Source organism: Trueperaceae bacterium (genome assembly GCA_019454765.1).
In the GTDB taxonomy this organism is placed as follows: domain Bacteria; phylum Deinococcota; class Deinococci; order Deinococcales; family Trueperaceae; genus JAAYYF01.
Genome location: JACFNR010000005.1, coordinates 40,224 through 61,263 on the forward strand (window position 1 = coordinate 40,224; position 21,040 = coordinate 61,263).

A 21,040-nucleotide genomic window follows, 5' to 3' on the forward strand; every position below is an offset into this window, starting at 1 on the left:
GCTGAAGGGCGGCCCCGCCCTCGTCGTGGTCGCTGGACCGTCTCAGGGCGCGCCCGGCTCAGGCGTCGGCCAAGCCCAGGCGCTCGACGATGCGCCAACCGTCGCGCCTGACCACGACGGCCTCGGGCAAGCGGAGCGACTCCCACAGCGTGAACGGATCCAACGAGTTGGCCCGCGCGAGCGCCAGGGCGATGACCGTGCCGTGCGTCACCACCGCCAGGCGCTTGCCCGGCCGCGCGGCCGAAGCCGCGTCCACCGCGGCAACGAAGCGCGCCCGCGCCTCCTCGGCCGTCTCGGTCCCGAACACGAGCACCCCGGGCCGCTCGAAGAAGCGGCGCAGCGTGCGGCGGTGCTCCTCCTCGTCGAGGTAGGGCGCCTTGCCACGGTGGTGCTCCTCCAGGCCCGGCGCTGCGCTCGCCTGGAGGCCGAGGACGAGCCCCAGCGTCCTGGCCGTCGCCAAGGCCTTGGCCTCTTGGCTGGCCACGACGGCGTCGAGTCGACCCAGGCGCGTGGGGTCGCCGGGAGCGGCCAACCTTACGCCGGCGAGGCCCATGCCGAGCGCCGCCGTCAGCTCCATGGCGCCCGGCGCCAGGCGCCACTCCCGTGACGGCGTCGTCCTGGAGGGCGTCGTCGGCGCGTGCCGCACCAACACCAGGTCGCCGACGAGGGCGCTCACGCCATGGCGTCCAGGGCACGTAGCGCCGCCGGGACCGCCACGCCGACCGGGGTGGCGGGCACGACGTCGCGCAGCGCATCCTCGAGCAACTGCGCGGCCGCCACCGCGTCGTAGCGGTCGGCGTACCCGAGCAGCGACGGCCGCAGCAGGGTGGGCGCGAGCTCGTCCTGGCCACCGGCCAGGGTCGCGCCCCGAGCGCGGGCGGCGCGCACGACATCGGGCGCGCTCACGCCCGCCGGCACGGCGAGGGCCGCCACCGCTGGGCTCGGACGCGCCGCGAACCGACTCATGCCGAGGGCGACCCCGGCCGCCAGCAGCGCCTCGTTGAGGGCCGCCCGCCGACGCCGGACGGCGTCCGGTCCCTCCTCGAGCAGCATGCCCAGGGCGACGTCGAGTCCGGTCACCAGCGACACCGCAGGCGTGTAGGCGGTCTGCCCTCGCGCCTGCTGGGGCCGTTCGCGCCGCAGGTCGAGGTAGTACGCCGCCGGCCGCGCCGCGGGCGCCCAGGCCCGCTCCGACAACCACACGAACGCGAGTCCCGGCGGCGTCATCACGCCCTTCTGCGAGCCGGACACGACGGCGTCGAGGCCCCACTCGCGGGGCCTCAGCTCGGCCGCGGCGAGGCTCGTCACGGCGTCGACGATGACCAGCGCCTCGGGGCGCTCGCGTCGCACGGCCGCCGCCACGGCCTCGACGTCGTGGAGCACGCCCGTCGACGTCTCGCTATGCACGACAGTGACCGCAGCCAGGTCCGCCGTGGCGCGGAGGCGCTCCGCGACGACGGCGATGTCGAAGTCGCCGCCGGGCGGCGCGCTCACCCTCACCACGGGGTGACCGAGCGCCTCGGCCATGGCGGCCCAGCGGGCGCCGAACTTGCCGCCCACCAGCGCCAGCACCGTGCCGCCACGGGGAACGGCGGTGGCGAGGGCCGCCTCGAAACCGGCCGTGCCGCTGCCGGTGACGATCAGCACGTCGTCCCCCGGCACCGCCATCACGTCGGCCAGGCGGCGCCGGGCGCGCGCGAACGTGGCGACGAAGGCGGGCGAGCGGTGGTGCTCCACGGGCCGCGCCAGCGCCTCGAGGACGGCCGGCGGCACCTCCACCGGCCCGGGCGCAAGCAGGCGCGGCCTGAACGCGCCGCGCGTCACAGGCGGACCAGCCGCAGGCTGCGGATCACGTCCTCGAGCCCGGCGAGGACCTCGAGCACCTCGCCTCGGGGGGCGCTGTCGAGCGTGACGACGAACATGGCCAGCCCGTGCTCGCTAACGCGCGAGAGCTGCATGCTGTTGATGTTCACGCCGGCGTCGCCCAGAACGGTGCCCACCCGCCCCACGGCGCCCGGCCTGTCGTAGTTCGTGCAGACGAGCATGACCCCCTCGGGCCTGATCTCCAGGTTGTAACCGTCGATGCTGGTGATGCGCGGCTTGCCGGCCAGGACGGTCCCGCCCACGCGCGTGGCGCCCGCGGCGGTGGTGACCGTCACGAGGACGTGGGAGGTGTAGCCGTGGTCGCGCCCGGAGGTCGTCTTGCTGACGCGGATGTCGCGGTCCCTGGCCAGGGACGGCGCGTTGACGTAGCTCGGCGGGGTGTCGAGGAACGGCTCCATCAACCCCTTGATGACGGCGGTGGCCACCGGGTCGGGGTCGCGGGGGAAGTCGCCGGAGAACTCGACCTCCACCGCCAGCACGCGCCCGTCCGCGAGCTGCGCGGCCGTGGCGCCGAGGCGCTCCCCCAGGTCGAGGAAGGCGCCGAGGGCCGACATCACCTGCGGCGCGAGGGCGGGCGCGTTCACGATGTCCACCGAGTAGTCGCCGCGCAGCACGGCGAGGGTGCGGCCGAGGATCTGCTCGCCGACGCGGTGCTGCGCCTCGCGCGTGTTGGCGCCGAGGTGGGCCGTGAGCACGACGTCGTCGCGCCCGAGCAGCGGGTGGTCGGCCGTGGGCGGTTCGAGGACGAAGACGTCGAGGCCGGCTCCGAACAGCTTGCCTGACTCGAGGGCGGCGAGGAGCGCGTCCTCCTGCACGATGCCGCCGCGGGCGGCGTTCACCACGACCGCCCCGTCCGGCAGCGCGGCCAGTTGCGCGGCCCCGATCATCCCCTTCGTCTCCGCCGTCAGCGGCGTGTGCACCGTCAGGAAGTCGGAGCGCGCCAGCATCGCCCCGAGGTCGTCGAACAGGGCGACCTTCAGCTCCTCCGCGCGCCGCTGGTTGATGTACGGGTCGTAGGCGGCGACCTCCATGCCGAGGCCCTGCGCGCGGCGCGCCACCAGCGAGCCGATGCGGCCGAGCCCCACCACCCCGAGGCGCGCCCCGTCGAGCTCCCTGCCGAGGTATGCGCGGTCCCAACGCCCCTGACGCACCAGCCGGTCGGAGCGGGCCACGCCGCGCGCGGCCGTGAGCATGAGCGCCAAGGCGAGCTCGGCCGCCGACACGTTGTTGGCCTCCGGGGCGTTGACGACGAGGATGTCGCGGCGGCTGGCCGCGTCCAGGTCGATGTTGTCGACACCGACCCCGCCGCGCCCGACGACCTTCAGGCGCGTCGCGGCCGCCAACAGCTCCTCGTCGACCTGCGTGCGGCTCCTCGTGATGATGGCGTCGTAGTCGCTTACGACCTGCAGTAGCTCCGAGCGGGAGATGCCGGCGCGGTCGTCTAGGGTCACGCCCGGTTCGGTGACGGCGCCAAGCTGGATGGAGTCGGTGACGAGGATCCGCGTCATGAACCGAGACTGTAGCACCCGGCGGCGGCGCGGGCGCGGCGAGCCGCGCGGCGGCTCAGCGGACGAAGCCCGTCACCGACCACCCGGCGGGGACGGGGAAACTGTCGACGCCGAGCACGTCCATGTAGAGGTCGCCCTCGAGCCGCACCAGGCTGGTGTAGCCGGCGAGCGCCGCCTCCAAGGCCACGCGGGCCTCGTCTTGCAGCTCGAGGAAGTCGGGGTAGAAGAGGATGTCGATGCGGGAGCTCTGCCCGGCGGCGAGGGGCACGGGGCTCATGTCCTCGGTGGCCATGGGCCAGTTGCCGAGCGTGAGCCCGAGGTCCTTGCCGTAGAGGAAGTAGCCGATCTCGCCCGGGTTGACGGCCTGGAGCACCAACTGCACCACGGGCACGTCGGGCCGCAGCATGAAGACGCGGCTCTCGGCCTCCGCCAGCCTGAGGACGGGGGCCTGAACCGTCTGCCGCGCCAGGGTGGAGCCGCTGACCAGGACCTTGTTGCGGGTCTCGTAGACGTGGGTCGCGGTGGCGAAGCGCACGACGCCCTCGACCCTGAACTGTAGCGGCCGGTCGGCGAAGGCGCGCGCCGCCGCCTTGAGGAGCTCGGCCTGGCCCGCCAGGCTGGTCGCGATGTCGAAGCGAAGGGGCGCCGTGGCGGCCCCCTCGAGGTAGACGTCCGGCGCCAGCGCGGCGCGCGCGACGGCCTTGCCCTCGAGGAAGACCACGTAGGAGACGCTCTCGAGCCTGACACCGAAGACGTTGGGGTTGCGCGCGAGCGTGCCGACCGTGAGTTCGAGGCGGCCACCGGCCCCCGGCGGGTCGAAGCGCTCGATGCTGGTCTGCCCCGGCACCAGCTCGAACTCGACCGGTAGCGTCGTGCCGATCTCCTCGACGGTGCGCACCTCGGTGCGAGGCGCGCAGGCCCCGAGCAGGAGCGCGAGGCACGCGACCAACGGGGCGCCACGCGTCAGCGGGTTCGACCGTCTAGCCACGCCCCGAGTGTACTATCCGCGCCGCGCGCCCGCCCCGGCGCCACCGGCCGCGGCGCCCCGCGCTCCCGGCGCGAACGGCACCAGGACCCCCGCCACGAACAGCACGGCCATGCCGTAGACGGCGCCCGCGACGGCGTCGGGGCTGTAGGCCCTGCTCTCCCAGGCCGGCGTGAGCATGAACGTGGCGAGGAGGTAGTAGACGACGGCCGCCCCCAGCGGCGTCGCCGCCACCCACCAGGGTCGTGAGGCGGTGAAGCGCCGGGCGAGGAGCGCGGCGGCCAGCGCGACCGCCAGGGCCGCCGCCCCGAAGCCGAACATGAGCGCGGGCGCGAGTCCGGCGCGGCCGGCGAGGACGAGGAGGTAGGCGGCGTGCGCCGCCAGCGGCAGCTCGGCCAGCACCGCGACCACCGGGAAGCGGCGCCTGCCGAGGGTCACGCGCAGGAGCGCCCCGACCGCCAGCCCGAGGAGCACCGCGAACAGCCCGAACCGCACCAGCAGCCTCACGTGTACTTCACCCCCGATGGCGAGCCCGATTGCCACTCCCGGCGTCCCACGTCAGATGACCTCCCTCACCATGACGGCGCGGCTCCGCCGCCTTAGCTCGAGCGCGAGGCGCTCCGCCCACGGCGCCGCCAACGCCGGGTCGGCGGCGAGCATCCGCTGCGCCAGGTCGCGCGCCGCCTCGATGATCGCGCCGTCGTCGACGACGTCGCCCACCGTGAGCTCGGGCAGCCCGGACTGGCGGGTGCCGCGCAGGTCGCCCGGCCCGCGCAGACGCAGGTCGAGCTCGGCGATGGTGAAGCCGTCGGAGTGCTTGACGAGGGCGCCGAGCCGCTCGCGCGTCTTCCGGGAGGCGTCCCCGGCGACGAGCACGCAGTGGCTGGCGTGTGCCCCGCGGCCCACGCGGCCACGCAGCTGGTGGAGCTGCGCCAGGCCGAAGCGCTCTGCGTTCTCGACGATCATCACGGTGGCGTTCGGCACGTCGACGCCCACCTCGATCACCGTGGTCGACACGAGCACGTCGAGCTCGTGGCGCCTGAAGGCGGACATGACCGCGTCCTTGTCGGCCGCGCCCAGGCGCCCGTGCAACAGCCCGATGCGCGCGGCGGCGGGAAGGATCTGCCGCAGGTCCTCCTCGAGACGCGTGGCGGCCAGCACCTCGTCGAGCGCCTCCGACTCCTCGATGAGGGGCGTGACCACGTAGACCTGCCGCCCCGCCTTGACCTGCTCCCACGCGAACCTGTACACCTCCAGCCGCTTGGGCGCCGGCACCAACATGGTCTTGACGGGCGTGCGGCCCGGCGGCAGGCCCTCGATGGTGGTGAGGTCCAGGTCGCCGTAACTGGTGAGCGCGAGGGAGCGCGGGATCGGCGTGGCGCTCATCACGAGCACGTCGGGCATGTCGCGGATGAGGGTGCGCCGCTGCTCGACGCCGAAGCGGTGCTCCTCGTCAATTACGGCGAGCCCGAGGTCGTGGAACTCGACGCCGTCCTGGATGAGGGCGTGGGTGCCGACCACGAAGTCGGCCTGGCCCGACGCGAGCCGCTCCCTCGCGGCCCGCCGCTCCCCCGCCGTCATGGCGCCGGTGAGCAGCTCCATGCGCACGTTCAGGGGGAAGAGGTAACGCTGCAGGTTGAGGAAGTGCTGCCGCGCGAGGATCTCGGTGGGCGCCATCAGCGCCGCCTGGGCGCCGCTACGCACCACGACGTAGACGGCGGCCGCGGCCACTGCCGTCTTGCCGGAGCCGACGTCGCCCTGCAGGAGCCGCGCCATCTGGCGGGGGGCGGCCAGGTCGGCGAGGATCTCGCGCAGCGCCCGCGCCTGGAACGGCGTGAACGCGAACGGCAGGACCGCCTCGAAGTCGTCGAGGTACTCCTGCCGCACCGCGAAGCCGCGGGCCTGGCGGCCCGGGTCGCGGCTGCGCAGCAGGGCGAGCTGCAGGAAGAGGAAGTCGTCGAACTTCAGGCGCCTGAGCGCGGCGGCCAGGGCCTCCTCGCCGTCGGGGAAGTGCGCACTGCGCACGGCACGGTCGAGCGGCACCAGGTCGTTGGCATCAAGGAGCGAGCGCTGCAGGTGGTCGGGGAGGGTGGGCATGGCGTCGAGCAGCCGCTTGGCGGCGCGGCGCAGGTAGGCCTGGCTCAGCCCCTGCGTGACCTTGTAGATGCCGACGATGCGGTTGAACGAGAGCGACTCCGCGTCGTCGTCGACCTCGAACCCCTGCACCACGATCTCGACCTGCCTGCCGACACGCTTGACCCGCCCGGTCAGCACGAGCCTGAGGCCCGGGAAGACCTGCTTCTCGAGCCACGGCTGGTTGAACCAGACGGCGGTGACGCGGCGGCCGTCGCCGTCGCTCAGCGCGGCGCGCATCACGTGCAGTCCGCGCCGCGTGCGGTTGCCGACGCGACTGACCACCTGACCGGAGACGGTGGCGTTCACCCCGTCCACGAGGCTGGCGAAGCCCGGCAGGGCGCGCCTGTCCTCGTAGCGCCTAGGGAGGTAGCCGAGCAGGTCGCGGTAGGTGACGATCCCGAGCTCCCTCAGCTTCACGGCGGCCTGCGCCCCGAGGTCGACGGCCTTGCTCGCCAGCGGCGCGTCCAGGTCGAACGTCGTGGTCATGCTGCGCTAGTCTACGCCGCACCCTCACCGCTCCTTAACCGACGGGCGACCGGGCCCACCGCGCGGTTGCGCGGGGAGGTGGCCCGCGCTTATGCTCCCAGAGACGGTAAAACTGCCTGCGCGCCCCGAGGCGCGCGAACGCGGAGGTTGACCTGATGAAGCGTATCGCTACCTTACTCACGGCCCTACTCGTCGCCGGCTCCCTGGCGCTGGCGCAGACACCCGACCTTGGCGGCCGCACCCTGGTCGTCGGTTCCGACACCACCTACCCCCCCTTCGAGACGGTCGACCAGAACGGGGTCATCGTCGGCTTCGACGTGGACGTGGTCAACGCCATCTGCGAGCGCATCAACTGCGTCGCCAAGTTCCAGACGACCGCCTGGGACGGCATCTTCGCGGCCATGGCCAACGGCGAGTTCGACATGATCGCCTCGGGCATCACCATCACCGAGGAGCGCGCCGCGGTGGTCGAGTTCACGGAGCCGTACCACGAGGTCAACCAGGCGGTGGCCGTGCGCACCAGCGACGGCAACCTCACCCTCGCCGACTTCACCGACGGCGACCTGATCCTCGGCGCGCAGACCGGCACCACCAACGCCATCCTCGCCGAGGAGCTCGTCGGGCGCGACCGGCTGCGCATCTACGACGACTTCAACGCCGCCGTCCTGGCGCTCGTCAACGGCGACGTCGACGGCGTCATGATCGACGACTCCTCCGCCGACGCCTTCGTGCAGCAGTACGCGGGCCAGATCGTGGCCGCCATCCGCAACGTCGAGTCGGGCGAGAAGCTCGGCTTCGCCGTCAAGCCCGGCGACGAGCTGGTCGACGCCCTGAACGCCGGCCTCGAGCTGATCCGGGCCGACGGCACGCTCGCGGCGCTCGCCGAGAAGTGGTTCACGGGCGAAGAGCAGTAACGCTCTAGCTCGAACAAGATGGTGCAACGCCGTCGGCGCGTGGTCGTCCGCGCGGGCCCGAGTTCGTGATGGGGCCCGGGGCGACCGCGCGCCGCGGCTTACTCGGCCGCATCAGGCCGAGTTACCTCATCCTGCTGACGGCGCTGCCCTTCGTCGTCTACCTCTTCGTCTCGTCCGAGCGCTACCAGGCGGCGCTGGAGTTCCTGCTCCCCGGCATCGGCACCACCGCCTTCGTGACGGTGGTGGCCTACCTGGCCGCCTCGGCGCTCGGGCTCGTGCTCGCGGGGCTGCAGTTGCTCAGGCAGGGCGAGCGCACCGTCCGCAACTTCCTCGTCGGCTCGGCGGTCCTCCTCGCGGGGGCCGCCGCCCTGTTCGCGTTGCCGAAGGAGCAGTTCGCGCTGATCGGCACCGCCGAGGGGAGGGTCGCGATCGTGCAGGGCACGCCGACCAGCGCGTCGGACCCGGTGAAGCTCGGGCGCTACCCGGGAGCCCCCGGTCCGCAGGCGGTGCGGGCCGTGACCGACGTCGCGGCCGCGCTCGAGCGCCTGGCCTCGGGGCAGGTCAGCTCGGCGCTCATCCCGGTGGCCGCCGTGCCGGCCGGCGCCGACGTCCTGTGGACCACCTCGTTCCTGGCGCCGGGCCTGAAACGCCCGGCCATGCTCCTGCTCGTGCTGGGGGCGTTGGGGTTGGCGCTCACGTTCGCCGGCTGGCAGAGCGGGGCGCACCCGTTGCGGCTCGTCTCCGAGCTCTACGTCGACGTGCTGCGCGGCATCCCGATGCTCGTGGTCATCCTGTACGTCGGCTTCCCCCTGCAGGGCGCCATCCGGGACGCCACCGGTGGGTTCATCGACATGTCGCGCGTGACGCGCGGCATCGTGGGCATCAGCCTGGGCTACGCCGCCTACATGGCCGAGATCTTCCGGGCGGGCATCGAGGCGATAGGCAAGGGCCAGAGCGAGGCCGCTCGGAGCCTGGGGCTCTCCACGTGGCAGACGGCGCGCTTCGTGGTCCTGCCGCAGGCGCTCCGCATCGTGGTGCCGCCCCTCGGCAACGAGTTCATCGCCATGCTGAAGGACACCTCGCTCCTCTCGGTGTTGTCCGTTCGCGACATCACGCAGCGGGCCCGGGAGTTCCAGGCCGCCAACTTCGAGGTCTTCCCCCCCTTCAACACCGTGGCCATCCTCTACATCGTGCTCACCTTGATGGCCTCCTCGTTGGCCAAATCGGTCGAGCGCCGCACGAGCTGGACGCGCTGAGGCGCGCCGTGGTGCCGGGCCACGGCCCGAGCGCCTGGTAGACTCCCGCATGTCCGAGAACCCCGTGGCGCACGTCGACCTGGGCGCAATCGCCCACAACCTCGGGTGCGTCAAGGAGCGCCTGGCGCCGGGCGTGCAGGCCATGGCGATGGTGAAGGCCGACGGCTACGGCCACGGCATCGTGCCGGTGGCACGGCGCCTGGCGGCGGCCGGCGCGACCTGGTTCGGCGCCGCCACGCCGGGCGAGGCCCGCGCGCTCCGCGCGGCCGGCCTGGACCAGGGCGTGCTACTACTCAGCCCGGTGACGGACGCCGCGGTCATCACCGAGCTCTGCGAGCTGAACGTGGCGCTGGTCGCCACCGACGCCGCCTCGGTCGACGCCTACCTGGCGGCGGACCTCCCCCGCCCCTTGCGGCTCCACCTCAAGGTGGACACGGGCATGGGGCGCCTCGGCCTGCCGTGGGGGCGCTCGGCCGAGGTGGCGACGAAGATCGCAGGGGAGCGGCGGCTCGAGCTCGAGGGCGTGTGGACGCACTTCACGGACGCGGACACGCCGTCGCGCGACGCGACGCTCGCGCAGCTCGAGGCGTTCGAGCTGGCGTTGGCCGCACTGGCGCGCCACGGCGTCGACGTGCCGCTCAGGCACACGGCGAACTCGGCCGCCACGCTGGCTTACCCGGAGGCGCACTACGACATGGTGCGGCCCGGCATCGTGCTGTACGGGCACTACCCGAGCGAGGCGGTGGCGGCGGTCGAGCCCCGGCTAAGGCCCGCCATGCGCCTGAGCGCCCCCGTCACGTTCGTGAAGCCGGTCGGGGCGGGCACCGGCGTGTCCTACGGGCGGTTGTGGCGCGCCCCGGCAGACACTCGCCTGGCGACGGTGAGGATCGGCTACGCCGACGGCTACCCGCGCCTGCTCACGGGCGTCGGTTGGGCCAGCGTCCGCGGCGTGCGCTGCGAGGTGGTCGGCCGGGTCTGCATGGACCAGCTGCTGCTCGACGTGGGGGCGGCGGCCGACGTGCGCGTCGGCGACCGCGCCACGCTGTGGGGCGGCGACGGTCCCGACGCGGAGGCGCTGGCGCAGGCCATCGGCACCGTGTCGTACGAGCTGTTGACGCGGTTGATGCCGCGCGTGGAGCGGGAGTACTCGGGCTGAGGGCGGGGTCGCCCCCGGCCGTCAGCCCTCAACCTGCTCGGGGGCGCTCGTCGCCTCTCCCACCGGCTCCTCCGGGAGCCTGGTCGCCACCACGCTCACCACGCGCCGCTCGTCGGCCTGCTCGACGACGAAGCGCACGCCCTTGTAGGTGACCTCCTCGCCGGAGCGGGGGATGTGGTCGAGCTCGTCGATGAGGAAGCCGGCCACCGTGTCGTAATCGCCGTTCGGATCGAACTCGAGCCCCAGTTCGCTCGCGATCGTCTCGATATGGGTGCCGCCCTGGAGGCGGAAGCTGCCGTCTTCCAACCGGACGACGTCCTCCACCTCGTCCTCGTCCGTCTCGTCGTAGATCTCGCCCGTGATCTCCTCGATGATGTCCTCGAGCGTGACCACCCCGGACGTGCCGCCGAACTCGTCGACGACCACGGCCATGTGGTTCTTGCGGGCGCGCATCTCCCGCAGCAGGCTCATGACCGAGAGGGTCTCGGGCACGTACTGAACGGCGGTCATGAGGTCGGCCACCCGCGTGGCGGCCAGCGCCTCCGGTCGGCCGAGGTACGGCAGGAGGTCGCGCGCGTAAACCATCCCCTTGATGTCGTCCACCCCATCGCCGTAGACGGGCAGGCGGCTGTAGCCGTGCTCGGTGACGACGCTCTGCAGTTCCGCCAGGCCCGCGCCGGCGCCGATGCCCACGACGTCCACGCGCGGCGTCATCACCTCCCGCACGACGGTCTCCTCCAGGTCGATGACGCCCTTGATCATGGCCTGCTCCTGCGCCTCGATGACCCCGGACTCCTCGGCGCTCTGGAGCATGAGCCTGAGCTCCCCCTCGGACATCAGCGCGGCGCGCGTCGGTCGGATGCGGAACGGGCGCAGCATCTGCCCGGTCAACCAGTTGAAGAAGATGCCGAGGGGGTAGAGCACGATGGACAGGGCGTACACCGGCCTGAGCACGAGCTTGGTGACCCGCACGGGGTCGTGCGCGGCGATGGCCTTGGGGGCCAGTTCGCAGAAGAGGAGTATGCCCACGCTCACGAGGGCGATGGCCAGGGCCACCGCGCCGGCCTGGCCGATGCCGATGGCGGCGGCGTTGAGCAGCAACACGTCGAGGACGAGCACGGCGATGGCCGCGTTGACGACGGTGTTGCCGATCAGGACGGTCGTGATGAAGCGGGCCGGGTTGCGCTCGAGCAGCACGAACGCGCTGCTGGGCTCCTCACCCTCGGCAAGCAGGCGCCGGACCTTCCACTCGCCCACGGCCGTGAGCGCGGTCTGCGCCGTGGAGAGGAAGGCGGAGGCCGCCAACAGGAGGACGAGGGCCGCGACCTGGAGCGCCGTGACGCCGACGGGCGCCGCGACTCCGCCCGGCTCCTGTGCGAACGCCAGGCCGGCCAGGCTAACGATGAGGGGTAGTGACAGCGGTGGTAGGGGGCGCGGCGAGCGCCATGATCGGTCCGGAGGGTTGTCTTCCATCGGTTCCGGGGATTGTAGCACGGGGTGGTGAGCCGAGCCGCCGTAGCGGACGACCCCCGGACCCCGCGGTATGCTCCCTCCACGTGATGGCTACCATCGTCGTGGAAGGACCGATCGGCGTCGGCAAGACGACCCTCGCTCGCTACCTGGCGGACGACCTGGGCGCGAGGCTGCTCCTGGAGGTCGTGGAGGAGAACCCGTTCCTCGCGCGCTTCTACGAGGACCGGCGGCGCTACGCGTTCCAGACGGAGACCTTCTTCCTCCTGTCGCGGTTCAGGCAGCACTCGGAGCTGGCGCAGGCCTCCCTGTTCACCCCGCACACCGTCGCCGACTACCTGTTCGACAAGACGTTCCTGTTCGCCTCCCTCACGCTCGAGGGCGACGAGTTCGAGCTCTACCGCGAGCTGTTCCTGCAGTTGCGCTCGCGCCTGCCGCGGCCCGACCTGGTGGTCTACCTGCGCGCCGAACCCGACGTCCTGCTCGAGCGGATAAGGCGCCGCGGTCGGCCGTTCGAGGCCGGCATCGAGGCCGGCTACCTCGAGCGCATAACGGCGGCCTACGACGACCTGTTCGCGCGTAGCGAGATCCCCGTCGAGGTGGTCGACGCGGGCGCCATAGATTTCGTGGCCGACGAGGGGCAGCGCGCCGACCTGCTCGCCCTCCTGCGCGCGTCCGCCAAGGCCGCATGAACGAGGGCGGTTCCGGCATCTACGTCGCGGTCGCCGGCAACATCGGCGCGGGCAAGTCGAGCCTCACGCGGGTGCTGTCGGCGCGCTACCACCTGGCGCCCGTCTTCGAGGCGGTGGACGAGAACCCCTACCTCGAGGACTTCTACGCCGACATGCCGCGCTACGCCTTCCACTCGCAGGTCTTCTTCCTGGCAGCGCGGCTGAAGCAGCACCTGCGCGAGGTGAACCCGGGGCGGCGCGTCATCCAGGACCGCACGGTGTACGAGGACGCCGCCATCTTCGCGCGCCTGTTGCACGACGACGGGGTGATGGACGACCGCGACCACGCCTCCTACCGCACCCTCTACCACGCGGTTCTCGCGGCGCTGCGCCCGCCCGACCTGCTCATCTACCTGCGCGCGGACCTGGCGACGCTCAAGCGACACATCGCGCAGCGCGGCAGGCATTACGAGGCCAACATCGAGGACGCCTACCTGCAGCGGCTCAACGAGCTCTACGAGGGGTGGATCGAGGACTACACGCTGTCGCCGGTCGTCGTGGTGCCCGGCGACGACCTCGACTTCGTTAACGACAAGGGCGACCTGCGCAAGGTCCTCGACCTGCTCGAGCGTCACGGGCTGGCGGCGCCGGTCGTAGGGTGAGACCCGCCGCCGACGCCACGAGCGGTCCCGGGGAGCTCCCCCTCGCTGCCCTGTGGCGGGCGGCGGCCGCCCTGGCGCCCGAGCTGTTCGGGGCGCCCACGCAGCGGCCGGCCGGGGACTTGGCTGGCGGGCCGAGCATCACGAGCGTGGCGCAGGACCACCGCCGCGTCGCGCCCGGCGCCCTGTTCGTGGCGCGGCGCGGACAGAAGTTCGACGGCCACGACTACCTGCCGGCCGCGGTGGCCGCCGGCGCGGTGGCCCTGGTGGGCGACCGGCCCCTGGCCGACCTGGCTCGGGTGCCGACCGTGCCCTACCTCGAGGTGCCGGACGCCCGCCTCGCCCTCCCCTACCTGGCGGCGGCGTTCGAGCGGCGACCCTCCGAGCGCCTGCGCGTCCTCGGGGTCACCGGCACGGACGGCAAGACCACGACGAGTTACCTGCTCCACTGGCTCCTGGGTGGGCGGTTCACGGCGGGCCTACTCAGCACGGCGGGCAACCTGCTCGGCGCCGACGCCCTGCCCCCCCTCGCCGGTCACTTCACGACGCCCGAGGCCCCCGAGGTGCAGGCCATGCTCGGCAGGTTCCTGCGCGCCGGGGCGAGCCACGTCGTGCTCGAGTCCAGCTCGCACGGCTTCTCGCTGCACCGCCTCGACGCCGTCGACTACGCCACCGGCGTGTTCACCAACCTGACCCCTGAGCACCTCGACCACCACGGCAGCATCGAGGCGTACCGCGAGGCCAAGCTCACGCTGCTGCGCCGCGCCGAGCGCGCCGTGGTCAACCTCGACGACGAGCACGCGAGCCACTTCCTGGCCGCCGGCCGCCAAGTCGTCACCTACGGTCGTGGTGCGCGCGCCGACGTGCGGATCGACGCGATCGAGCCGCGCCCGGGCGGCCTCGAGCTGCTGCTGCACGTGTTCGGCCGGCGCCTCGCGGCCGAGCTGCCGCTGGTGGGCGGGTTCAACGCCTGGAACGCCGCGGCCGCCGTCGCCGCCGCCACGCTGGAGGGCGTGCCTGCAGAAGAGGCCGCCGCGCGCCTGGCGGCCTTCCCCGGGGTGCCGGGCCGCATGCAGGTCGTGCAGTCGGCGCCCGTCACCGTCATCGTCGACTTCGCGCACACGCCGCCCGCCGTCGCCAAGGCCCTGGCCGCCGTGAGGCGCCCGACGGGCCGCACCATCGTGGTGGTGGGCGCCGCCGGCGAGCGCGACCCGGGCAAGCGCCCGCTGATCGGGCGCGCCGCCGTGCTGGGCGCCGACCTGGCGGTCTTCACGGAGGAGGACTCCCGGAGCGAGAGCACCGCGGCCATCCTCGCCGCCATCGCGGAAGGGGCGGCCGCGGCAGGCGGGCGCGCCGGCACCGACTACCTGCTCGTCCCGGACAGGCGCGAGGCCATCGGGACGGCACTTGGCCGCGCCCTGCCGGGCGACGTCGTGCTGCTCGCCGGCAAGGGCCATGAGCGCACGCTCGAGCGCGCCAACGAGACCCTTCCCTGGGACGAAGCGGCAGAGGCCAGGCTGGCGCTCCTCACGTAGCCCTGCCGGGCCGCGCCACGTGGCACGGCTTTCCGCTACAGTTGAGCGCATGACCAACCGAGACCGCGTGCCCGGCAGGCGCCGCTCGTGACCACCGACCCGCGGCCGCTGGAGCTCATCATCGCCAAGCGCGCCGGCGGCGAGCACACGGCGGCCGAGTTGCGGGCGTTCCTGACCGGCTACCTGGCCGGCGCCGTGCCCGACTACCAGGTGGCGGCCTGGCTCATGGCGGTGTGCTGGCGCGGCATGACGCCGCGGGAGACGGCCGACCTGACGCTCGCCATGGCCCACTCCGGCGACGTCCTCGACCTCTCGGACCTGCCGCACACCCTCGACAAGCACTCCACCGGCGGCGTGGGCGACAAGACGACCCTCGTGCTCGCCCCCCTGCTCGCCGTCATGGGCGGCACCGTCGCCAAGATGAGCGGCCGCGGGCTCGGCCACACGGGCGGAACCGTCGACAAGCTCGAGAGCATCCCGGGCTTCCGCGCGGCCCTCAGCGACGAGGAGTTCATGGCCACCGCCCGCGAGGTCGGCGTGGTCGTCACCGGCCAATCCAAGGACCTCGCGCCCGCCGACGGGCTCCTCTACGCGTTGAGGGACGCCACCGGCACCGTCGAGTCGCTGCCGCTGATAGCCAGCAGCGTCATGAGCAAGAAGCTGGCGGGCGGCGCCCGCTCGATCGTGCTCGACGTCAAGGTAGGCAGCGGTGCCTTCATGAAGACGGTCTCCGACGCCCGCGCGCTGGCCGAGGCCATGGTGAGCATCGGTCGGCTGAACGGTCGGAACGTCCGCGCCGTCCTCTCCAGCATGGCGCAACCCCTCGGGCACATGGTCGGCAACGCCCTCGAGGTCACCGAGGCTATCGCCTGTCTCCGCGGCGAGGGTCCGGCCGACCTCCTCGAGCTGTGCCTGGTGCTGGCCGAGGAGGTGTTGACGGCAGCGGGTCTGCCCGCGGACCGTGGGGCGCTGATCGACGCCGTCGACAGCGGCCGCGCCATGGCGCGCTTCGAGGCGTGGATCGAGGCTCAGGGCGGCGACGTCGCCAGCCTCGCACACCTCGAGCGCGCGCCGGGACAGGCGCTCGTCAGGGCCCCGCGCGGTGGCGTGGTGGCGCGGGTCGACGCCCTGGCCGTTGGCCGCGCCGCGGGCGCCCTCGGTGGCGGCCGCAGCCGCAAGGGCGACACCGTGGACGCGGGCGTCGGGGTGGAGCTGCACGCCAAGGTGGGCACGCCGGTCGCCGCCGGCGAGGCCGTCGCCACCCTGTGGCACCGGGGCGGGCGCGGGCTGGAGGCCGCCGCCGCGCTGGTGGCCGGCGCCTTCGAGGTGGCGGAGAACGCCGCGCCACAGCCGCTCGTGCTGGCCCGCGCCGTGGGCGCGGACCGCTGACGTGGGCGCCGGAGCGGCGATCGCCCCGACAGTCGACCCCGGCGGTGAGCCGTGCCCGTCCTAGCGCCGACCGGGCGAGCGTCGCCGAGTCCATCCTGGCCACCGAGCAGGACGGCGGCCGCGCGGACGTCGACGACGGCGTGCCCGTCCGGTTCGTGACCGGCGGCGTGCGGCGGGTGGTCGGACGCCACCCGCACGGCGCCTAGGCGCCGGGGGCGGTGCCCGGCGTTACGCTGGCATGGTGCGCAGCGCCACCCCCGCCTCCCCCGCCACGAGTTCTCCCCGCCCCTACCGCGCACCGTCCGCCCCCCCGGCGGCCAAGCAGGCGCCGCACAGCGACCCCGACGCCTGTGCCGAGCGCGCCCGGGTGCTCGTGCTCCGGCACGGCTGGAACACGACCGCGCATCAGGCGCTCGACGGGCGCCTGCGGCGCTGGTTCAGCGCGGCAGGCGACGGCCTGGTGGCCTACTCGGAGCACGCGAGCGTGCGGCTCGTGGCCGGCGCGCCCGTGGCGCCGCTCGAGCGGCTCGCGGCGGTGGCCGCCGAGTTCGAGGCCGCCGCGGCCCGGGCGGGGAAGCGCGTCTGCTACTTCGGAGCCGAGGAGCGCCTGCTGCGTTCCGGCGACTACGCCGCTCACCTGATCGGCATGCACCCCGTCTGGACCCCGGCGACGTGGGCCGAGCGCTTCGACGGCAGCGCGTCGCTCAGGGCCCAGCGCAGCCGCGCCGGCAACAAGGGCGTGCGGGTGCACGAGGCGCCGGGCGCGTCGGAACGTTCCGCCGCCGTCGCGGCGTGCCACGCCGCCTGGCTGGCGGAGAAGCGCCTGCCGGCACTCGGCTTCCTCGCCCACACCGACCCCAACGCCCTCGCGCCCGGTGCCCTGGCCGACCGGCGCCTGTTCGTGGCCACGCTCGGCCAAGCGCCCGGCCGGGAGCGGCCGGGAACCGTCGTCGGCTACGTCACGGCCGCGCCCATCCCGCAGCGAGCCGGCTGGCTCATCGACAAGGTGGTCAGACGCCGGAGCGCCCCCAACGGCACCGCCGAGCTGCTGCTCGACACCGCCATCAGGCGCCTCGCGCCAAGCGCCGAGCGCATCACGCTCGGGCTCGCGCCGCTCGCCCTGCCCGGGAGGGCACAGGAGCGACGGGACGCCGCTCCCGCCTGGCTGCACGCCGCCGAGTGGGCCGCGCGACGGTGGGGACGCGCGCTCTACGACTTCGAGGGGCTCCAGGCGTTCAAGCGCAAGTTCCGTCCCGACGCCTGGGAGCCCGTCTACCTGCTGACGCCCGCGCGCCGCATCGGGGTGAGGGAGTGCGTGGCGCTCGCCGCTGCCTTCCTCGCTACCCGCTAGGCTCGCGCGGACGCGAGTCCGCCGGAGCCCCGTTGAGCCCGGTGCAGCGCCTTGACATCTTCCGGAGAGGTCCGGTACACTTACCTTTGCGTCGCCAACGGCCACCACGGCCGCCACCGGCAAGCGAGCGGCGCGGGGTGGAGCAGTCTGGTAGCTCGTCGGGCTCATAACCCGAAGGTCACAGGTTCAAATCCTGTCCCCGCAACCAACGCGCTCTTAGGGCCACCCTCGGGGTGGCCCTAAGTCGTTCCTGGCGCCCTGGACGGGGGCCACGACCGCCGCGCGCGACGCCGCCCACCATGAACACCGACCGCACCACCACCATGGCGCCCGGCGCCGCCACCACCGCTCGCGGCCTCGCGCCGCTCACGCTGCTGGTCGTCGTCGGTGCGCTCATGACGGTGTCCGCCCTCGCCACCGACGCGATGTTGCCGGCCTTCCCCGCCATGGCGGTCCACTTCGGGGTGAGCGCCACGACCATCCAGAGCGTGGTCAGCATCTTCATGCTGGGTTACGCCCTGCCGCACCTCCTGGTCGGCTCGCTCGCCGACCGGTTCGGCAGGCGCCCCGTCCTGCTGGTCGGGCTGGGCGTCTACCTCCTCGGCGGCCTGATCTCGTGGGCGGCCCCGTCGCTCGGCGTGCTGCTCCTCGGGCGGTTCGTGCAGGGCCTCGGCGCCTCCGCGGGACCCATCATGGCGCGCGCAGTGCTGCGCGACCTCTACCAGGGCCGCGAGCTGGGGCGCATGCTCTCCTACGCGATGATCTTCTTCTCGGCCGCGCCGCTCCTGGCACCCGCCGTCGGGACGCTCCTCCTCAGCGTGGCCGAGTGGCGCGCGATATTCCTCTTCCTCGTGGTGGTCGCCGTCGCCCTCGCCCTCCTGGTGGCGTTCGTGCTGCCCGAGACCGTAGTGGAGCGCGACCCCGCAGCCCTGCGCCTGGCCGGACTCTGGCGGAACGCGCGGCTGATCTTCTCCGACCCCCGCTCGGGATGGACGGTGCTGGTCATGGCGCTCGCCTACGCTGGGCTGATGGCGTACCTGCTGTCGGCGCCGGCGCTCTACATCGGCCACTTCGGGCTGAGCGAGGCCGGCTTCGCGCTCGTGTTCGCCGGCGTGGCGTCCACCACCTTCGTCGCCCAGCCGCTGAACGTCATGCTGCTGCGCCGCTTCGCGCCGAGCCGCATCCTCGCCTTCGCCGTGCCCGCGTTCCTGGCGGTGAGCGTCGTGCTGATCGCGCAGGTGGCGCTCGGCGTGGCGACACTCGCCAGCTTCGTCGTCAACCTGATGGCGTTCTTCACGACCTTCTCGCTGACACTGGCGAACGGGACCACGGTCGCGCTCGACCCGCACCAGCGGCGCGCCGGGATGGCCTCCGGCCTGATGGGTTTCGCGCAGCTCTCGCTCGGGACGGGCCTCGGCAGCGTGGTGGCGTCGTTCGCGGACCGCGGGCCGCTGCCCCTGGCGTTAGGGCTAGGGGCTGCCGGCCTCCTGGCGCACCTCGCGCTGCGCCTGGCCCTGCGCCCCGCCAAGCCCTGAGTGGGACCACGGACGGCCGGTTTCCGACTAGCATGCAGTGAGCCCCCAGGGGCACGGAGAGGACCTGACGCTTGAGCGACGAGTTCACGGAAGACGGGATCGAGGACGCGGGTGGCGGCGAGGCGCGACCGACGCGGAGCGGCTTCGTGGCGATAGTCGGGAAGCCGAACGTGGGCAAGTCGACGCTGCTGAACACCATGCTCGGCGTGAAGGTGGCGCCGATAACGCCCAAGCCCCAGACCACGCGGCGCGGGGTGAGGGGCATCTACACGGCCGACGACCGCCAGCTCGTGTTCGTCGACACGCCGGGGTTCCACCGCGGCGGGGGCAGCGCGCTGGATCAGGCCATGCACCGCGAGGTGCGCGACGCCCTGGTGGACGTGGACGCGGTGCTATGGGTCGTCGACCTGAGGCGCCCTCCCAACGACGAGGACAAGGGGGTGGCCCGCCTCCTGGGCGGCGCGCTGGGTCCGACCCCCCTGATCGTCGTCGGCAACAAGGTGGACGCCGCCAAGTACCCGGAGGAGGCCCTGCAACTCTACAAGGATCTCGCGCCGCAGGCGCGCCGCGTCGTGGCCATCTCCGCCCTCAACGACCCGCAGGCGGTCTACGCCCTGCGCGACGACCTCCTGGAGGCGCTCGAGGAGGGCCCGTTCTACTTCCCGGCAAACATCCGCTCCGACCAGTCACGGGAGCAGTGGGCCGCCGAGCTCATCCGCGAGGCGGCGATGATCCACCTGCGCGAGGAGCTCCCTTACAGCGTGGCCGTGCAGGTCACGTCTTGGCAGGACGCGGAGGACGAGCACCCCATCGTGATCGCCGCCGAGATCTGGGTCGAGAAGAGCGGTCACCGCCGCATCGTGATCGGCAAGGGCGGCGCCATGGTCAAGGAGATCGGCAAGATGGCGCGCAAGCAGCTCGAGGTGTTCCTGCAGGAGCGCGTCTACCTCGAGCTGGAGGTCGTCGTCCGCAGCGCGTGGCGCGAGGACCGCGAGGCGCTGCGCGAACTCGGCTACGAGCCGTGATGCCGTGCCCCTAGCCGCCCGGTGGCGCTCCCTCGCGCGCCTGCCGCCCGCGCGCGGCCGCGACGCCATGCCGGGCGTCTACGAGCTCGCCGACGCGGAGCGGGCCACCGTGTACATCGGCCAGTCGGCGACGGACGTGCCCAACCGCATCAGGCAGCACCTGGCGGCGGGCGGTTGCGTGGCGGAACACGCCCGCTACTGGCGCTACGCATACAGCGCCGTGCCCCAGGCCGAGGAGGCGCGGCTCGTCGCCGACTACCGCGCCAGGCACGATGGCGCCCTGCCGAGCTGCAACCGCGCCACCCCGCTGCCGCGCGACGCCCGCAGGCGAGCGGTGGAGCGGTTCGGCGGCGCCGGCGGCGGCGAGTGAGCGCCCCCGGGGTGGCGATACGAGAAAACACGATTCCCATCGGCTTCGAGTGAAAACCCCGACTTGTCGCCTTCCTGGGGGCGTGATATAACCGGGCAGGCGAGGAGAACGCGATTTTCTCTTCATCAGATCGGTTTGGAGGGTTCGCATGCGCAAGTTTCTGGTCACCCTGATCGCCGTCGCCGCCCTTGGTGCCGGTGCAGCCTTCGCACAAGGCGGTATGTGGGCCGGCGTCAGCGCCGGTTACCCGGGTGCCGCGCTGCACTTCGGTATCGACGACGTGGCGCCCAACCTGGCGGTCCGCCTCAACGCGGGCTACAACTACATCGGCACGGGCGGCTTCGCGCTCGGCGCCGACGTCCTCTACGACCTTGACGTCGACATGGGTGATGCGCCCGTGCAGGTCTACGTCGGCGGCGGCGTCGGCCTCGGCATCGGCTCCGGCGTGGCCGTGGGAGTCAACGCCTTCGTCGGCGGCGAGTTCAGCCTGGCCAGCGCCGGCCTGCCCCAGGGCGGCGTGTTCCTCGAGGTCGGTCCGTCCATCGGCGTCATCCCGAGCTTCGGCTTCGGCGTCACCGGCCGCCTCGGCTTCAACTACCACTTCTAGGCGAACGACCCTACTAGCGAGGGGCGGGGTGCCGGTCGGCACCCCGCCCCTTCTTCGTGTGCCGGCGTCCGGCCCATTGCCGGCGTCCGGCCCATTGCCGGCG

At 73.0% G+C, this 21,040-nt stretch carries 20 protein-coding genes and 1 tRNA gene; 14 read left to right on the top strand and 7 right to left on the bottom strand.

The window, feature by feature from the left end; all coding sequences use genetic code 11:
- Positions 1–58: 58 nt before the first annotated feature.
- From H3C53_02710 to recG, 6 genes are read right to left on the bottom strand one after another with little or no spacing between them, the layout of a single operon-like run.
- On the bottom strand, positions 59–676 hold the full coding sequence (locus H3C53_02710; protein ID MBW7915589.1) for a histidine phosphatase family protein: 618 nt from the start codon (positions 674–676) through the stop codon (positions 59–61).
- On the bottom strand, positions 673–1,824 hold the full coding sequence (locus H3C53_02715) for an alanine--glyoxylate aminotransferase family protein (protein ID MBW7915590.1): 1,152 nt from the start codon (positions 1,822–1,824) through the stop codon (positions 673–675). The genes H3C53_02710 and H3C53_02715 overlap by 4 nt, the downstream gene beginning before the upstream one ends.
- Positions 1,821–3,392, bottom strand: a complete 1,572-nt coding sequence (locus H3C53_02720) for a phosphoglycerate dehydrogenase (protein ID MBW7915591.1) — start codon at positions 3,390–3,392, stop codon at positions 1,821–1,823. The genes H3C53_02715 and H3C53_02720 overlap by 4 nt, the downstream gene beginning before the upstream one ends.
- Positions 3,393–3,447: 55 nt before the next feature.
- On the bottom strand, positions 3,448–4,380 hold the full coding sequence (locus tag H3C53_02725; protein MBW7915592.1) for an LEA type 2 family protein: 933 nt from the start codon (positions 4,378–4,380) through the stop codon (positions 3,448–3,450).
- A gap of 12 nt (positions 4,381–4,392) precedes the next feature.
- A complete protein-coding gene (locus tag H3C53_02730) occupies positions 4,393–4,920 on the bottom strand; it encodes a hypothetical protein (protein MBW7915593.1) in 528 nt (175 codons plus the stop codon).
- A gap of 15 nt (positions 4,921–4,935) precedes the next feature.
- Entirely contained in the window at positions 4,936–6,999 is a 2,064-nt protein-coding gene (recG, locus tag H3C53_02735; GenBank protein ID MBW7915594.1) for an ATP-dependent DNA helicase RecG, read from the bottom strand.
- Between the two features lie 155 nt (positions 7,000–7,154).
- Between recG and H3C53_02740 the strand changes: the two genes are divergently transcribed.
- The 3 genes from H3C53_02740 (at position 7,155) to alr (ending at position 10,325) form a co-directional block, all read left to right on the top strand.
- On the top strand, positions 7,155–7,913 hold the full coding sequence (locus H3C53_02740) for a basic amino acid ABC transporter substrate-binding protein (GenBank protein MBW7915595.1): 759 nt from the start codon (positions 7,155–7,157) through the stop codon (positions 7,911–7,913).
- A 68-nt stretch (positions 7,914–7,981) separates the two neighbouring features.
- Positions 7,982–9,169 carry an amino acid ABC transporter permease gene (locus H3C53_02745; GenBank protein ID MBW7915596.1) on the top strand — a complete coding sequence of 396 codons (1,188 nt, stop codon included), beginning with the start codon at positions 7,982–7,984 and terminating at the stop codon, positions 9,167–9,169.
- Between the two features lie 49 nt (positions 9,170–9,218).
- Complete coding sequence (gene alr, locus H3C53_02750) at positions 9,219–10,325, top strand: alanine racemase (protein MBW7915597.1); 1,107 nt, start codon at positions 9,219–9,221, stop codon at positions 10,323–10,325.
- Positions 10,326–10,346: 21 nt separating this feature from the next.
- On the opposite strand, the gene H3C53_02755 is transcribed toward alr, so the two are convergent.
- Positions 10,347–11,798 carry an HlyC/CorC family transporter gene (locus H3C53_02755; GenBank protein MBW7915598.1) on the bottom strand — a complete coding sequence of 484 codons (1,452 nt, stop codon included), beginning with the start codon at positions 11,796–11,798 and terminating at the stop codon, positions 10,347–10,349.
- 86 nt (positions 11,799–11,884) lie between these two features.
- On the opposite strand from H3C53_02755, the gene H3C53_02760 reads away from it, so the two are divergent.
- From H3C53_02760 to H3C53_02810, 11 genes are all read left to right on the top strand, one after another.
- The gene (locus H3C53_02760) at positions 11,885–12,487 is read left to right on the top strand and encodes a deoxynucleoside kinase (protein MBW7915599.1); all 603 of its coding nucleotides are present in this window, start codon (positions 11,885–11,887) and stop codon (positions 12,485–12,487) included.
- A gap of 17 nt (positions 12,488–12,504) precedes the next feature.
- A complete protein-coding gene (locus H3C53_02765; GenBank protein MBW7915600.1) occupies positions 12,505–13,128 on the top strand; it encodes a deoxynucleoside kinase in 624 nt (207 codons plus the stop codon).
- Complete coding sequence (locus H3C53_02770) at positions 13,125–14,660, top strand: UDP-N-acetylmuramoyl-L-alanyl-D-glutamate--2,6-diaminopimelate ligase (protein ID MBW7915601.1); 1,536 nt, start codon at positions 13,125–13,127, stop codon at positions 14,658–14,660. Before H3C53_02765 ends, H3C53_02770 begins: the two co-directional genes overlap by 4 nt.
- An 87-nt stretch (positions 14,661–14,747) precedes the next feature.
- A complete protein-coding gene (locus tag H3C53_02775) occupies positions 14,748–16,049 on the top strand; it encodes a thymidine phosphorylase (GenBank protein MBW7915602.1) in 1,302 nt (433 codons plus the stop codon).
- A 44-nt stretch (positions 16,050–16,093) separates the two neighbouring features.
- Positions 16,094–16,255: a hypothetical protein gene (locus H3C53_02780; GenBank protein ID MBW7915603.1), complete on the top strand. Its 162-nt coding sequence runs from the start codon at positions 16,094–16,096 to the stop codon at positions 16,253–16,255.
- 35 nt (positions 16,256–16,290) lie between these two features.
- The gene (locus H3C53_02785; protein ID MBW7915604.1) at positions 16,291–17,400 is read left to right on the top strand and encodes a DUF2156 domain-containing protein; all 1,110 of its coding nucleotides are present in this window, start codon (positions 16,291–16,293) and stop codon (positions 17,398–17,400) included.
- A 131-nt stretch (positions 17,401–17,531) separates the two neighbouring features.
- Positions 17,532–17,608 (top strand) — tRNA-Met (locus H3C53_02790).
- 91 nt (positions 17,609–17,699) lie between these two features.
- Positions 17,700–18,935, top strand: coding sequence for a Bcr/CflA family efflux MFS transporter (locus H3C53_02795; protein MBW7915605.1), 1,236 nt, complete (start codon positions 17,700–17,702; stop codon positions 18,933–18,935).
- Positions 18,936–19,033: 98 nt separating this feature from the next.
- Positions 19,034–19,960, top strand: coding sequence for a GTPase Era (gene era, locus H3C53_02800; GenBank protein ID MBW7915606.1), 927 nt, complete (start codon positions 19,034–19,036; stop codon positions 19,958–19,960).
- 4 nt (positions 19,961–19,964) lie between these two features.
- Positions 19,965–20,330, top strand: a complete 366-nt coding sequence (locus tag H3C53_02805) for a hypothetical protein (GenBank protein MBW7915607.1) — start codon at positions 19,965–19,967, stop codon at positions 20,328–20,330.
- Positions 20,331–20,478: 148 nt separating this feature from the next.
- Positions 20,479–20,937: a hypothetical protein gene (locus H3C53_02810; GenBank protein MBW7915608.1), complete on the top strand. Its 459-nt coding sequence runs from the start codon at positions 20,479–20,481 to the stop codon at positions 20,935–20,937.
- Positions 20,938–21,040: the final 103 nt, after the last annotated feature.